Source organism: uncultured Selenomonas sp. (assembly GCF_963528755.1).
In the GTDB taxonomy this organism is placed as follows: domain Bacteria; phylum Bacillota; class Negativicutes; order Selenomonadales; family Selenomonadaceae; genus Selenomonas.
This window is the reverse complement of sequence record NZ_CAURXA010000007.1, coordinates 1-14,098: the sequence shown is the minus strand read 5'-3', so window position 1 is coordinate 14,098 and position 14,098 is coordinate 1. Positions and strand designations below refer to the sequence as shown.

Annotated in this window: 13 protein-coding genes and 1 pseudogene; 5 read left to right on the top strand and 9 right to left on the bottom strand. The window is 59.4% G+C overall.

Going from position 1 to position 14,098, the window contains the following annotated elements:
• Nucleotides 1–177: 177 nt before the first annotated feature.
• The 3 genes from RWS31_RS09135 to RWS31_RS09125 all read left to right on the top strand — a co-directional run bounded on the left by RWS31_RS09135 (nt 178) and on the right by RWS31_RS09125 (nt 4,233).
• Entirely contained in the window at nt 178–1,305 is a 1,128-nt protein-coding gene (locus RWS31_RS09135) for a DUF362 domain-containing protein (protein ID WP_314597729.1), read from the top strand.
• A 131-nt stretch (nt 1,306–1,436) separates the two neighbouring features.
• The gene (gene trkA, locus RWS31_RS09130; protein WP_314597728.1) at nt 1,437–2,783 is read left to right on the top strand and encodes a Trk system potassium transporter TrkA; all 1,347 of its coding nucleotides are present in this window, start codon (nt 1,437–1,439) and stop codon (nt 2,781–2,783) included.
• A 1-nt stretch (nt 2,784) separates the two neighbouring features.
• Nucleotides 2,785–4,233 (top strand): potassium transporter TrkG, encoded by a 1,449-nt coding sequence (locus RWS31_RS09125; protein WP_314597727.1) that lies wholly within the window; start codon nt 2,785–2,787, stop codon nt 4,231–4,233.
• A gap of 2 nt (nt 4,234–4,235) precedes the next feature.
• Here the strand turns inward: RWS31_RS09125 and RWS31_RS09120 are convergent, their stop codons facing one another.
• The 6 genes from RWS31_RS09120 to RWS31_RS09095 form a co-directional block, all read right to left on the bottom strand.
• Nucleotides 4,236–5,408, bottom strand: coding sequence for a MalY/PatB family protein (locus RWS31_RS09120; RefSeq protein WP_314597725.1), 1,173 nt, complete (start codon nt 5,406–5,408; stop codon nt 4,236–4,238).
• Between the two features lie 105 nt (nt 5,409–5,513).
• Nucleotides 5,514–6,653, bottom strand: coding sequence for a PLP-dependent aspartate aminotransferase family protein (locus RWS31_RS09115; protein ID WP_314597723.1), 1,140 nt, complete (start codon nt 6,651–6,653; stop codon nt 5,514–5,516).
• 476 nt (nt 6,654–7,129) lie between these two features.
• On the bottom strand, nt 7,130–8,248 hold the full coding sequence (alr, locus tag RWS31_RS09110) for an alanine racemase (RefSeq protein WP_314597720.1): 1,119 nt from the start codon (nt 8,246–8,248) through the stop codon (nt 7,130–7,132).
• Between the two features lie 38 nt (nt 8,249–8,286).
• Nucleotides 8,287–9,564, bottom strand: coding sequence for a serine--tRNA ligase (gene serS / locus RWS31_RS09105; RefSeq protein ID WP_009645778.1), 1,278 nt, complete (start codon nt 9,562–9,564; stop codon nt 8,287–8,289).
• 158 nt (nt 9,565–9,722) lie between these two features.
• On the bottom strand, nt 9,723–10,139 hold the full coding sequence (locus tag RWS31_RS09100) for a universal stress protein (protein WP_006192601.1): 417 nt from the start codon (nt 10,137–10,139) through the stop codon (nt 9,723–9,725).
• Between the two features lie 61 nt (nt 10,140–10,200).
• Nucleotides 10,201–10,638: a universal stress protein gene (locus RWS31_RS09095; protein ID WP_009645881.1), complete on the bottom strand. Its 438-nt coding sequence runs from the start codon at nt 10,636–10,638 to the stop codon at nt 10,201–10,203.
• Between the two features lie 280 nt (nt 10,639–10,918).
• On the opposite strand from RWS31_RS09095, the gene ilvA reads away from it, so the two are divergent.
• Together ilvA and RWS31_RS09085 are read left to right on the top strand one after the other, a co-directional pair.
• Entirely contained in the window at nt 10,919–12,166 is a 1,248-nt protein-coding gene (gene ilvA, locus RWS31_RS09090; protein WP_314597718.1) for a threonine ammonia-lyase, read from the top strand.
• 42 nt (nt 12,167–12,208) lie between these two features.
• Nucleotides 12,209–12,958, top strand: coding sequence for a sulfite exporter TauE/SafE family protein (locus tag RWS31_RS09085; protein ID WP_009645777.1), 750 nt, complete (start codon nt 12,209–12,211; stop codon nt 12,956–12,958).
• A gap of 57 nt (nt 12,959–13,015) precedes the next feature.
• On the opposite strand, the gene RWS31_RS09080 is transcribed toward RWS31_RS09085, so the two are convergent.
• From RWS31_RS09080 to RWS31_RS09070, 3 genes and pseudogenes are all read right to left on the bottom strand, one after another.
• Nucleotides 13,016–13,402: a desulfoferrodoxin family protein gene (locus RWS31_RS09080; RefSeq protein WP_009645875.1), complete on the bottom strand. Its 387-nt coding sequence runs from the start codon at nt 13,400–13,402 to the stop codon at nt 13,016–13,018.
• Nucleotides 13,403–13,481: 79 nt separating this feature from the next.
• Entirely contained in the window at nt 13,482–13,841 is a 360-nt protein-coding gene (locus tag RWS31_RS09075; RefSeq protein ID WP_006192606.1) for a cupin domain-containing protein, read from the bottom strand.
• 123 nt (nt 13,842–13,964) lie between these two features.
• Nucleotides 13,965–14,098: pseudogene (locus RWS31_RS09070) on the bottom strand (cupin domain-containing protein); the annotation flags it as partial.

Here is a 14,098-nt window from a genome sequence, read left to right as displayed (position 1 = left end):
ATTTCTCTCCATAACGTTCATAGTACTATTCTACGGAGGAACGTTCTCAAGGTCAAGGCGAAGAAGATGAGAATAGGAGATTTCATATACTTTTCATGTACTCGTATGCTACAATAGCTTTAGGAGAATTCGTTCCGTAAGAAAGAACGTGTCTGCAAGAGAAAAAGGAGCAATACCATGGCAGAGAAAGCAAAAGTTTATTTCACTGATTTCCGCACGGACGTCGGCACGAGCCTGACGAAGAAGCTGCAGCGTCTGTGTCTTGCGGCGGGCCTCAAGACGATCGAGCTTGAGGGCCGCTTCGTCGCCATCAAGATGCACTTCGGCGAACTCGGCAACCTCGCGTTCCTACGCCCGCAGTATGCGAAAGCCGTCGCCGACCTCGTGAAGGAGGAAAAGGGCATCCCTTTCCTGACGGACTGCAACACGCTCTATCCGGGCAGCCGCCGCCATGCGCCCGAGCATCTCGACTGCGCGAACATCAACGGCTTCAACCCGACGACGACGGGCTGTCAGATCATCATCGGCGACGGTCTGCGCGGCACGGACGAACTCGAAGTGCCGATCAAGAACGCCCGCGTGTTGAAGACGGCGAAGATCGGCCGCGCCGTCATGGACGCCGACGTCTTCATCAGCCTCACGCACTTCAAGGGGCACGAGCAGACGGGCTTCGGCGGCGCGATCAAGAACATCGGCATGGGCTGCGGCAGCCGCGCGGGCAAGATGGAGCAGCATTCGTCGGGCAAGGTCGGCGTCCACGAGGAGCTTTGCCGCGGCTGTCGTCGCTGCGCGAAGGAATGCGGCTCGGACGCGATTTCCTACGTTGAGAACAAGGCGGTCGTTGACAAGGAGCTTTGCAAGGGCTGCGGTCGCTGCATCGGCTCGTGCACGTTCAACGCGCTCTACAACGAGGTCTGGGACGCCGCCGACATCCTCGACCGCCGCATGGCGGAGTACGCGCAGGCCGTCTGTCAGGACCGCCCGTGCTTCCACATCAGCATCGCGCGTGACATCTCGCCGAACTGCGACTGTCATGGTGAAAATGACGCGCCGATCCTGCCCGACATCGGCATGTTCGCCTCGTTCGATCCCATCGCGCTCGACCAAGCATGCGTCGACATGGCGCTCAAGGCGCAGCCGATCCGCAACAGCAAGCTCGGCGACCACCTCGCCAAGCCCGATTGGCATCATCATCACGACCATTTCCTCGACTCGAATCCCAACGTCTGTTGGGAAGAAACGCTCGTGCACGGCGAGAAGATCGGGCTCGGTACGCGCGACTACGAGCTCATCACACTGAAATGATTTGCACCGCCGCGCCGAATGCGTTAAAATAAGGCAAAGGGTGCAAAAAGCCAAGGGAAGCCCGTGCAGATTCGCACGGCGGCGGCTCCCTTGGCTTTTTTTGTGCATACATCTCAAGAGGAGGAGTTTCCTTGCGCATTGTCATAGTCGGTGCGGGAAAGCTCGGCTACAGCATCGCCGAGTTGCTCGCGAACGAGGAGTTCGATGTCGTGCTCGTCGATCAGGACGAGACGCGGCTCGAAGCGGCGAAGAACACGCTCGACGTGCTGACGGTCACGGCGAACGGCGCCAGCCCCATCACGATGAACGATCCCGACATCCGCTCGGCAGACATCCTCATCGCCGTGACGGCGGGCGACGAAGTCAACATGGTCGCGTGCATCCTCGCGAAGAAGCACGGCATCACGCACACGGTCGCACGCATCCGCGACATGCAGTTCCTTTCGGAAGAGAAGGAATACCTGAAGGAGAACTTCGACATCGACCTCATGCTGAATCCCGAACTGATTACGGCGCGCGAGGTCTATCGCATCCTCATGACGCCCGCCGCACTCGACGTCGAGGATTTCGCAAGCGGCAAGGTGCGCCTCTTCGAGACGAAGGTGACGCGGCATTCGCCCCTGGCAAACATCCCGCTGAAGGATCTCGAAATGCCCAAGGCGATCCTCGCGGGCATGATCTTCCGCGACCAGCGCATGATCATTCCGCACGGCGACGACTGCCTGCTGCCGCACGACAACGCCTATTTCATCGGCGATCCCGTCGAGATCCAGAAGTTCAGCCAGACGTTCGTGCATCGCGATGCGAGGCGGCTTGAGCACGTCATGATCATCGGCGCGGGGCGCACGGGACGCTTCCTCGCCAAGATGCTCGACGAGGCGGACGTCGCCGTGAAGATCATTGATACCAATCGTGAACGCAGCCGACTGGCAGCGGAGTCGCTCGAAAACGGCCTTGCCATCTGCGGCGACGGCACGGACATCGATCTCTTGACGGAAGAGGGCGTCGCGGACGCCGATGCCGTCGTCTGCCTGACGGAGGACGACAAGCTGAATCTCATGCTCGCGCTTTTAGCCAAGCATCTGGGGGCAAAGAAAACGGTCGTGCGCGTCGCGCGCGGCGAATACGTCGCCCTCATGGAAAAGGTCGGCGTCGACATCGTCCTGCCGACGCGCCTCTTGTCCGCCTCCGAAGTCCTCGCCTTCGCGCGGCGCGGCGGCGTCGTTTCGGTATCATTCCTTGAGGGCGCGAAGGCGGAGGCGGTCGAGGTCATTGTGCAGGAAGGCGCACCTGTCGCGGGGATTCCTCTGATGAAGGCGCATCTGCCGCGCGAATGCCTCGTCTGCGCCTATGTGCGCGGCGATGAAGCCGTGATACCAAACGGCGCTTCGATTCTTCTGCCCGGCGACCGAACCATTCTCTTCATCCGGACGGGATTCGCGCAGAAGGTCATGAACTATTTCAAGGGCAAGGATTGATATGGACGCGCGCATCGTTTCTTTCCTGCTCGGGCGCATGGCATTTTTAGAGGGCGCGGCTCTCTTTCTCGCCTTCGGCCTCGCGATCTTTTGGGCGGACGAACACCCGCTCGTCTTCGGCGTGCCCGCGGCGCTCTCCTTCGTCCTCTGGCGCGTATTCTCGCATCTATCCAAGGGGCATCGTCACACGATCGGCGTCACGGACGGCGCCGTCTTCCTCTTCGCCGCATGGCTCCTGAACTCGCTTCTGGGTGCGCTGCCCTTTTTCCTCACAGGCGAGCTTTCCGCCGCCGATTCCTTCTTCGCGAGCGTCGCGGCATTTACGACGACGGCGCTCCTCTTCACGCCGACGGGACTCGAAAGCTCCCTCGGCTTCTGGCAGATCTTCCAAGGATGGATCGGCGGCATGTACTTCCTGTGCCTCCTCGTCACGATCATGCCGCAGGTCGGCGGCTGCTTCGGTCTGACGCTCTCGGTGCAGCAAGGCACGAACTTCAGCCCTCTCCTGCGGCGCATGAATGCGGCGGCGCGAAAGATGGCGCTCCTCTACGCCTGCCTGACGCTCCTCACGCTCGGACTCTTCCTGCTCGCAGGCGAGAGTTTCCTGTCGAGCACCGTGCTCGCCTTGACTTCCATATCGACGACGGGACTCGACCCGCGCGGCCTCGTGCTGAAGGGAAGCGGCATCACGACGGAGCTCGCGGCAGAAGCCGCGATGCTGCTCGCGGGCGTGAACTTCCTCCTGTGGCAGCGGGCGGCGGCGCGGCGCAATGTGCGTGCACTCTTCGCCGATGCGGAACTGCGCTTCTTCCTCCTCGTCGTCTTTTTGGGGGGCGCGGCGCTCGCCTGCTACCTCGCCGTCGTCGGCGTCTACGATGTCGAGCACAGCCTTCGCATGGGCTTCTTCCATGCCATCTCATTCGCGACGACGACGGGCTTTGCCGCCGCGCCGCTTGCCTCATGGCCGACCTTTCCTCATGCCGTGCTTCTTCTTCTCGCCACGCTCGGCTCTTCGGTCGGTGCGGTCGGCGGCGGCTTCAAGGTGATGCGCCTCCTCGTGCTCATCAAGATGGCAAAGGCGGAGATTCTGCGCACAATCCACCCGCGCATGATCGTCAACATCAAGATCGACGGCAAGTCCGTGCCGCACAAACTCTACGGCAGGATCTTAAGCTTCTTCTTCCTCTATGTCGTCGTGCTGATTCTCGCGACGCTCGGCCTCGCTCTCGCTCACATCGACACCCTGCCCGCCATGGGCTTCGCCGTCGGCTGCCTGTCGGGCACGGGCACCGTCGTGACTCTCCTCTACGGCGGCAAGGACTTCCTGCTCCTGCCCGGCTGGGTCAAGGTCTTCGCGGGCTTCTTGATGATCCTCGGGCGGCTTGAAATCTTCTCCTTCTTGATCCTGCTGCGTGCAGGAATCGATCGGCTGCACAGGCGGCAGTGGTGAATTCACTCGAACGCGCGTGCCAAAGCCTCAAGACCCTTCGTGAGCGTCGCCTGCGGGCAGGCGATGTTGATGCGCTGGAAGCCTGCGCCGCTCTTGCCGAAGATCGCGCCGTCGTCGAGCCAGAGGCGAGCCTCGTCGATGATCTTTCGGTCGAGCGCCTTCGCTTCAAGACCGTAGGCACGAAAATCGAGCCATAAGAGGTAGGTGCCCTCCGGCTCGACAAGCTGCACCTTGGGCAGGCGTTCGGCGAGGAAGCGCTTCGTGTGCGCAATATTCTGCTCAAGGTAGGCGAGAAGCGCATCGAGCCACGCGCCGCCCTCGCTGTATGCCGCCTGCGCGGCAAGAAGGCCGAAGATATTCGGTTCGTCATAGCCTGTGCTGTAAACTTCCTTGCGGAAGGTATGGCGCAGGCTTTTTTCCGTGATGAAGATGTTCGAAAGCTGCAGCCCTGCGAGGTTGAACGTCTTGCTCGGCGCGGTGCAGGTGATCGTCCGCGCCGCAATCTCGGGCGAGAGCGAGGCAAAAGGCGTGTGCTTGTGGCCAGGGCGCACGAAGTCGGCGTGAATCTCGTCGGCGACGACGAGAACGTCGTACGCGAGGCAGATCGCGGCAAGACGCTCCAACTCTTCGCACCGCCAGACGCGCCCGACGGGGTTGTGCGGGCTGCAGAGGAGCAGGAGCTTCACCTTATGCATCTTGATCTTTTCCTCGATGTCGGCGAAGTCCATGCAGTACGCGCCGTCCTCGAAGAGCAGCGAGCTTCGGACGAGCGTGCGTCCGTTGCCCTCGATCGTGCTGAAAAACGGGTAGTAGACAGGCTCGGTCACGAGTACGGCCTCGCCCGGTGCAGTAAATGCACGCACCGCCATGGAGAGCGCGAAGACGACGCCCGGCGTCATGACGAGGGAGTCCTTGCCTGGATTCCAGCCGTGGCGCGTGCTGAACCATTGTTCGAGCGCCCTATAGTAGTCCTCCTTCGGACGCGAATAGCCGAAGATGCCGTGCTCGGCGCGTCGGCGAATGGCATCACGCACCGCCTGCGGCGCACGAAAGTCCATATCAGCGACCCAGAACGGCAGAACGTCCTCGGGATAGCCGCGCTCGACGGCGAAGTCGTATTTGAGACTGTTCGTATGACGGCGCTCGATGATTTCATCAAAGTCGAAATGGTTCATGGAAGAAGTCTCCTTTTTCTTTGGTTTGCGTGGAAAACTTTCATCTTTTGCTTAGCGAGATGCAAGTTTTGCCTCATTTCCTTTTGTTTTCGCCCGGCTGCCCTCTTATTCCTGCAAGGCCTGCTGCAGATCGGTCTTGAGGTCTTCGACGTCCTCAATGCCGACGGAGAGGCGCAGGAGTTTGTCGTCGAGTCCCGTGCGTTTTAAGAGCGCGGCAGGCATTTCAGCGTGCGTCTGGGCGATCGGATACGTCAAAAGGGTCTCGACGCCGCCGAGGCTTTCAGCAAAGGCGATGAGGTGCAGCTTGCCGAGAGCCGCCTTCGCGAGTTCGGCGGAACGCACCTTGAAGGAGATCATGCCGCCCGCGCCGCTCGCCTGCTTCTGCTGCAGCGCATAGCCCGGATGGTCGGCGAGTCCCGGGTAGAGCACTTCGGTGACTTCGGGCAGCGTGCCGAGCCACTGGGCGATGGCGAGCGCGTTCTCTGCCTGCCGCTCGACGCGCACGCCGAGCGTCTTGATGCTGCGCAGCATGAGCCACGAGTCGAGTGCCGAGAGATTCGGCCCTGCCGATTTGGCGAGCAGTTCGATGCGCTTTGCCTGCGCGCTCGTCGCATCTTTGAGCACGAGGAAGCCTGCGATGACGTCGTTGTGTCCGCACAGGTACTTCGTGCCGCTGTGCAGCACGATGTCCGCGCCGAGCGTCAATGGCTTCTGGAAATGCGGCGAGAGGAAGGTATTGTCAACAGTGAGCAGGGCGCTGTTTTCGTGCGCGAGCGCAGCGAGTGCCGCGATGTCCGAGATCTGCATCATCGGATTCGACGGCGTCTCGATGAAGACGAGCTTCGTCTCGGGACGCATACGCTTGCCGACGAGCGCGAGGTCGCGCACGTCGACGTATTCGAAGGTGATACCATAGCCTGCAAAGACTTCTTCGGCGAGGCGCACCGTACCGCCGTAGAGGTCTTCGCTCATCAAGACGTGATCGCCCGCCGAAAGAAGAGAGAAAACGAGCTGCACCGCCGCCATGCCCGAGGAAAGCGCCCAAGAGCGCCCGCCGCGCTCTAGGCGCGCCACCGTCTTTTCGAGAGATTCGCGCGTCGGATTCGCCACGCGTCCGTAGTCGTAGCCCGTGCTCTCGCCGAAACGCGGATGACGGAACGTCGCCGACAGGCAAATCGACGGACTGATCGCCCCCGTTGCATCGTAGGTATGACAGCCGTGCACTTCAAGCGAATGGTCTTTCATGATTCTTCCCCCAATATACTATTCATATTGATATACTATGATTTACTATTATAGCATAGGAAGAAGATTTGCGCCACAAGATAATGCAACGCTTGCAGGGCGCGGCGATAGGCAAAGAAAAAGAGAGCCGGACAGCTCTCTTTTTCTTTGCCAAACCGCAAGCGGTATAAGGTTCATGCGACAACAGATCGCTGGAACAACGCCAACCAGGCTGAGGAGTTTCAATACCGCAAGCGGTATGAGGTCACATGCGACGGCAGCGCTGTTCAAGGACAAGGATTTTTCCCGCGCGTTTCAATACCGCAAGCGGTATAAGGTCACATGTGACTCTGTGTCTGGGAAGCCGCAGAAACAGAAGGCTCAAATTGAGGTTCTTCTGTAGTTCGTACAATAGCATGGTTTCTCCTTTTTGTCAAACAAAAACGGCGTCCCATTTCAGGCGAAACGGGACGCCGCTGAATATATGTCCTGAAAGCTCAGATATAGACGCGCGGTACGCGCGGCGCGATGAGGCACGGGATCTCGTAGTTGATCGTGCCAAGCCAATCGGCAACATTGTCGGCACTCAGGGTCGCCGAGCCGAAGAGCGTGACTTCCGTGCCTTCGGCGACTCCTTCGATATCGGTGACGTCGATCATACACTGATCCATGCAGATGCGTCCGACGACGGGAGCGGTCTTGCCGAGAAGTTCGACGTGCGCCTTGCCCGAGAGGGCGCGGATGTAACCGTCGGCATAGCCGAGGGGGAGCGTCGCGATGCGGCTCTTTCGCTTAGCGCACCAGGTGCAGCCGTAGCCGATGGCAAAGCCTTCGGACACGTCTTTGAGAAACAGCACGCGCGCCTTGAGCACCATCGCAGGGCGAAGCGGCGACTTCTCGCGTACGGCGTGTGCGACTTCTTCGCTCGGGTACATGCCGTACTGGATGATGCCCGCACGCACCATGTCGAGATGCGCTTCGGGCATTTGGAGGATCGCCGCGCTCTCGGCGATATGACGCAGCTTCAGATGAACGCCCGCCTCTTCTATGGCTTCCGTGGCACGCAGGAAGAGCGCAAGCTGCCCTCTTGCGTGCGCCTTGTCTCGGACGTCCGCCATGGCGAAGTGGGAGAACGCGCCCTCCAGCTCAATATTCGGCAGGGCGGCGATGTCACGCGCAAGTGCGGGCGCTTCTTCGCTCGTGCAGCCGATGCGTCCCATGCCCGTGTCGATGGCGAGGTGCAGCTTCGCCGTCTTTTCCTGCGCGAGGGCTTCGGCGGAAATCGCTCTGGCGAGCGCGAGATTCGCAACGGTCTGCGTCACATCGAGGGAGACGGCTTCGGCGGCTTCAAGAGGGTCGATGAGTCCGAGGACGAGGAGCGGCGTCCCAATCCCCGCGCGGCGAAGCTCGGCGGCTTCTGAGAGCGTGGCGACGGCGAGGTACGCCGCGCCCGCCGCGATCGCCTCCTTCGCGACGGCGAGAGCGCCGTGCCCGTAAGCGTTCGCCTTGACGACGGCGCAGAGTTTTGCGCCGCCACAGAGCGCCTCGCCGATCACGCAGTAATTGTGCCGGATCGCTTCGAGACTGATTTCAGCCCATACGGCACGCTTGCTCATGGGAAAGCCCCCTTCGCTTTGATGGTCGTGCCGTTCCCTCACGGCTTTTCGATGACTTCCACGCCGCCCATGTAGGGGACGAGCGCCTTCGGTACGCGCACGGAGCCATCTTCCTGCTGATAGTTTTCGAGGATCGCCGCGACCGTGCGCCCGACGGCAAGCCCCGAGCCATTGAGCGTGTGGCAGAACTCGGGCTTCGCCTTCGGCTCGCGGCGGAACTTGATATTCGCGCGGCGCGCCTGATAGTCGAGGCAGTTCGAGCACGAGGAGATCTCGCGGTAGGTGTTCTGCGCGGGCATCCAGACTTCGATGTCGTATGTCTTTGCCGACGTGAAGCTCATGTCGCCCGTGCAAAGGAGCACGACGTGATAGGGAATCTCCAAAATACGCAGCACGTCTTCCGCCGCATCGACCATGCTTTCGAGTTCATCCCAAGAGTCTTCGGGCTTCGTGAACTTGATGAGCTCGACCTTGTTGAACTGGTGCTGGCGAATGAGGCCGCGCGTGTCGCGCCCCGCGCTGCCAGCTTCTGCACGGAAGCATGCCGTGTAGCTCGTGTAGCGCTCGGGCAGTTTCCTGCCGTCGAGGATTTCGTCGCGGTGATAGTTCGTCGTCGGCACTTCCGCCGTCGGCACGAGGTAGTAGTCGAGGCCTTCGAGTTTGAACATGTCCTCGGCGAACTTCGGCAGCTGTCCCGTGCCGATCATGCTCGCCTCGTTCGCGATGTAGGGCGCGAGCATTTCCGTGTAGCCGTGCTTCGTCGCGTGCAGATCCATCATGAAATTGATGCAGGCGCGTTCGAGCCGCGCACCGAGTCCCTTGTAGAAGGTGAAGCGTGCGCCCGTGACCTTCGCCGCACGCTCGGCGTCGAGGATGTCGAGATCAGCGCCGAGATCCCAGTGCGCCTTCGGCTCGAAGGTGAACTTTCGCGGTTCGCCCCAGCGGCGCACTTCAGGGTTCTCCGTGTCGTCCTTGCCGACGGGCACGTCGTCCTTCGGCATGTTCGGGATGTTCAGGAGGATGGTGTGCAGCTCGTCTTCCACCTCGCGCGTCCGAGCGTCGAGATCGGCGATCTTCCTGCCGACCTCGCGCATTTCGGCGGAGATCGCCGTGACGTCCTCGCCCTGCTTCTTCTTCGCGCCGATCTCCTTCGACACGCTGTTGCGCCGCGCCTTCAGTTCTTCCGCCTCCTGCAGGAGAGTGCGGCGCTTCTCCTCAAGCTCCTTGAAGCCGCTCAGTTTCAGCGGGTTACAGCGCTTTTCGAGCATCGCCTGCACCTCGTCGATATGATCCCTGACAAATTTGATGTCCAGCATGTCGAATCCTCCCATTGGCAGAAAATATCTGCCACAAATCGTTTTATTTTCGTATTATAGCACAGGCGGGGCGCTTACGGCAAAGTTCCTATGACGACAAAAGGAGCTATGGGGAAAATACTTTCGCATTTCCCCACAGCCCCTTGGAAAATCAGCCGCTATTTGACGACGAGCACAGGGCACTTCGCCTGCTCGACGATGTACTGGCTCACGCTGCCGAGAAGCACGCCCTTGACAACACCGAGGCCGCGGCTTCCCATGACGATGAGATCCGTGCCGCTGTGCTCCGCGAAATCGAGGATGGCGACGGCGGGCGAACCCGTCTCCGAGAACGCTTCCTTCTTGATGCCCGACGGCACCATCTGCATGGCGCGATCGAGAATCACGTTGCCCGCCTTCGTGACCGCTTCAAGCACCACGTCGGACAAGCAGGCATTGATCGCGAGCTGGTTGATATTCGCGATGTAGAGGAAGTTCAGCTTCGCCTCGCAAACCTCCGCGAGCTTGATCGCCTCCGCTACGGCGCGATCCGAGCCTTCCGAACCGTCAATGGGGACGAGAATGTTCTTCAACATGGTATAAACCCTCCTTCTACCAATAGCCTTTGTCAAAGCTGCGCCATGCGCCGCCCTTGACTCATTTGGCAATGAGGACGGCGCATTTCGCCTCCTCCATGACCTCCTGGCTCACGCTGCCCAGCAGGAAACCTGTGACAGGAGAAAGCCCCCGGCCACCCATGATGATGAGATCGTGCCCGTTCGCCGCCGCGAATTCCACAATCTTGCGGGATGGCATGCCGACCACCACATGACTCTCGGCATCCAAGCCAGCAGGCAATTCCTTCCGCGCTTCTTCCAAGACCTCCTCGGCGGAAGATACGCCCTTCGCCATCACGCTCAAGGGAAGCCACGACGGATGATCAGGATCGCCGTCGGTCTCCCTCTCGAAATAGGACACGAAGAGGATGTCGATATGCGCTCCGACCGGCTCTGCGAGCTTCACCGCCATCTCCAACGCCTTCTTGGAATGCAGCGAGCCGTCCACCGGCACAAGGAACTTCATCTTATCCTTCACCTTGGCACCTCCTTCCACCATGGTCTGTCTTTCTACCTGTATAGTTCGTGAAAGAGAGGGAAAATCCTCTCCCTTTTTAGAAATTTTTTGGAAATTTTTCGTTGATTTTCGCTGATTTTCCTCTGCACTTCAAAGCAAAAACCTGCCAATCGCACCCTTCGCGTGATATAATAGAAACGCAAACAAACACGTCAATTCGAGGGGAATGCGTTGTACGAAAACGTCCATACCCTTGACCATGCGCAAAACATGCGATTGGCATGAATCTAGGAGGAATTCCATGAAGAAGAACTCACCGGCGAACGATATTTCCGCCATCCTGCAGGAAACGACCATTGCCGGCGTATATGAGGCGGCACGTACCCTGGACGGCGTAACGAAGAAAACGCAGCTCCTCGACAGCCCCTTTTTTTCCGCATTGAGCCAAAACGACGTCTATCTGAAGCCCGAGAATCTTCAAAACACCGGCTCATTCAAGGTGCGCGGCGCCTACAACAAGATCGCTCATCTGACGGATGAGGAACGCGCCAAGGGCGTCATCACCTCGTCCGCCGGCAACCACGCGCAGGGCGTCGCGCTCGCCGCTCAGCGACTCGGTGTCAAAGCCGTCATCTGTATGCCCGCCACGACGCCTCTTCTCAAGGTCGAGGCGACGCGCTCCTACGGCGCTGAAGTCGTGCTCGCGGGCGACACCTTCGACGACGCCTACAGGCGCTCACTCGAATTGCAGGCGGAAAAGGGCTATGTCTACGTCCATCCGTTCAACGACCGCGACGTGCTCTTAGGGCAGGGAACGACGGCGCTCGAAATCATCGACGAACTGAAGGACGTCGATGCCATCCTCGTGCCGATCGGCGGCGGCGGCTTCGCCTCGGGCGTGGCTTTCGCGACGAAATCCGTGCGTCCCGAGGTCAAAGTCATCGGCGTCGAGCCTATGGGCGCCGCCTGCATGGCTGCCTCCTTCAGCACAGGGCACGTCTCGACGCTGCCCTCTGTCGAGACAGTCGCCGACGGATGCGCCGTGAAGACGCCGGGCGACCTCACCTTCGCCTTCTGCCGCAAGTATCTCGACGACATCATCACCGTCTCCGAGATGGAGATCATGAGCGCCCTGCTCTTCCTCATCGAGAAGCACAAGCTCATCGCCGAAGGCGCGGGCGTCCTCTCGCTCGCGGCGCTCACACGGCTGCCCTTCCAAGGCAAGAAGGTCGTGTCCATCCTCTCGGGCGGCAACATCGACATCTCGACCATATCGGCGCTCATCAGCAAGTCCCTCATCGCGCGCGGCCGCATCTTCTGCTTCGCCGTGCAGCTGCCCGACAAGCCCGGCCAGCTTCTCAAGGTGGCGGAAATCGTCGCGCGTGAGCACGCCAATGTCATCAAACTCGTCCACAACCAGGCGAGCGTCACCGACAGCTTCCAGCAGGTGCAGCTCGAAGTCACCGTGGAGACGCACAACCGCGAGCATATTGAAAGACTGACCGCCGCCTTGGAAAAAGAGGGTCTGCCCGTCACAAAGATTTATTAACGCAGTTCCCGTGCGTGTAGCTTATGAAGGAGACTTTGCCTTATGGAAAATTACCTTGCGGCGCTCGCGACCCATACAGGCCCCCTGCTCGCCATCTTTTTCGCCGCCTTCCTACAGGCGATCACGGGCTTCGGACTCGTCATCGTGGCGGCGCCCCTCTTGATGTTCTTCTACGATCCGAAGATCGTCGTGCCCGTCATGCTGCTTCTCGCATGCTCAGGCAACACCGTGCAGGCCTATTTGATGCGCAAGAAGGCGAACCTTCCTCTGATCGGTCACCTCGCGATCGGTGTCTTGCTCGGCATCCCCATCGGTTTTTTCGTCTTCGACTATGTATCGAGCGACACCTTGAAGGTCTGGATCAGCACCGTCGTCTTCCTCTCGCTCCTCATCATGCAGATCTCGCATCGTCACATCCCGGAATCAAGGCGCAACACGATCATCACGGGCATGTGCTCGGGCTTCTCCTCCATGACGACGGGCATGGCGGGACCGCCGTTCCTCATCTACCTCGCCTACACGAAAATGAGCGCCGAAACCTTCCGCGCCACATGCTTCGTCTTCTTCCTTTGCTGCAACTCGACGTCGCTCATCGGCTACCTGATCGGCGGACACCCGCTGACGGCTGCCGTCCACGAGTTCATCTACCTCCTTCCCGCCCTCGCCGCAGGACTTTCCCTCGGGCACGTGCTCGCGCGCTTCATTCCCACAAGCCTCTTGCGCCGCCTGATCTTCTTCGTCCTCTATGCCACTTGCATTTACACGATCTGGAGCGTCGTATCGAAGGGGTAGCCAAACAAAAAAGAGCCGAGCTTTGACTCGACTCTTTTTTCGTTTACAGCTCAGAAATCAGAGATCCGCCTTCCAAAGACCGTGCAAATTACAGTACTCGTAGACCGCGACCGGCTCATCTCCCTCGGCGAGGAAGAACACCGCCTCAGGCTTGTCCTCGGGCGTCAGATGACAGATCTGCGCTCCCTTCTTCGTCTCAAGGTGAATCCACGAGATCAGATGCTCAGGCGTCATCGGATGCGCGACCGAACCGACGACGACCGTGACCTTGCGCGCCGCCTTGTCGTACGTCGCTACGGGCACATGCTTCTCCTGCGCTGCATCCGTCGTGTTCGCCTTCAGTTCCTTCAGATCCTCGCCGCAGCAAGACAGCTTGCCGCCGCCGTCATGAATCAGACCGACGATATCTCCCGACTCCTTGCAAATGAAAAACCTCTTTGCCATAATATCTCCTCCTTCAAGATAAAAAATCCTGTTTATATTGTAGCATATCACATCTTCTACGGCTATATTTTTCTCGCATTCACAATTCCTTGTATCCAGGCGGCACTGGTGCGACGATACTCACGAAGATGAAATCTTCCTCGCCCGTATTGCGCAGACCGTGACACGTCCCCTTGCCCGTGATGATGAGGTCGCCTTTCTCGACGGGAACCTCCTTGCCAAGCTCCGGAAAGAATATCCCCTTCCCCTGGATACAGACCCAGAAGTCATCACCAGCCGGATGCTCATGCGCCTTGACCTCCTGTCCAGGCTTCACGAGCCAGACCGAACCGCTCGTCGAATCCGTTGTGTAGAAGACCGTCTTTGTCGCCTTGTCGCCTGCCTTCGCCACCTCGTGAATCTTCCAATGACGCGTAGAAAAATCCTTGGTTACTTCCATCTTTTCCGAACCTCCTCTTTCTGCTTAAATAATCCTTCTATGTTTGGTATCGCCACAGATATAAACTGTCTTGATACAATATTGTAACATGTCTCATCTTCTACGGCTATATTTTTCTTGCATTCACAATTCCTTGTATCCAGGCGGCACTGGTGCAACGATGCTCACAAAGATGAAATCTTCCTCGCCTGTATTTCTCAGGCCGTGACACGTCCCCTTGCCCGTGATGATGAGGTCGCCTTTCTCGACGGGAACCT

Coding starts and splice junctions, on each gene's coding strand:
- RWS31_RS09135 (WP_314597729.1), top strand. CDS start 178: ATGGCAGAGAAAGCAAAAGTTTATTTCACTGATTTCCGCACGGACGTC.
- RWS31_RS09125 (WP_314597727.1), top strand. CDS start 2,785: ATGGACGCGCGCATCGTTTCTTTCCTGCTCGGGCGCATGGCATTTTTA.
- RWS31_RS09120 (WP_314597725.1), bottom strand. CDS start 5,408: ATGAACCATTTCGACTTTGATGAAATCATCGAGCGCCGTCATACGAAC.
- RWS31_RS09115 (WP_314597723.1), bottom strand. CDS start 6,653: ATGAAAGACCATTCGCTTGAAGTGCACGGCTGTCATACCTACGATGCA.
- alr (WP_314597720.1), bottom strand. CDS start 8,248: ATGAGCAAGCGTGCCGTATGGGCTGAAATCAGTCTCGAAGCGATCCGG.
- serS (WP_009645778.1), bottom strand. CDS start 9,564: ATGCTGGACATCAAATTTGTCAGGGATCATATCGACGAGGTGCAGGCG.
- RWS31_RS09100 (WP_006192601.1), bottom strand. CDS start 10,139: ATGTTGAAGAACATTCTCGTCCCCATTGACGGTTCGGAAGGCTCGGAT.
- ilvA (WP_314597718.1), top strand. CDS start 10,919: ATGAAGAAGAACTCACCGGCGAACGATATTTCCGCCATCCTGCAGGAA.
- RWS31_RS09085 (WP_009645777.1), top strand. CDS start 12,209: ATGGAAAATTACCTTGCGGCGCTCGCGACCCATACAGGCCCCCTGCTC.
- RWS31_RS09080 (WP_009645875.1), bottom strand. CDS start 13,402: ATGGCAAAGAGGTTTTTCATTTGCAAGGAGTCGGGAGATATCGTCGGT.
- RWS31_RS09075 (WP_006192606.1), bottom strand. CDS start 13,841: ATGGAAGTAACCAAGGATTTTTCTACGCGTCATTGGAAGATTCACGAG.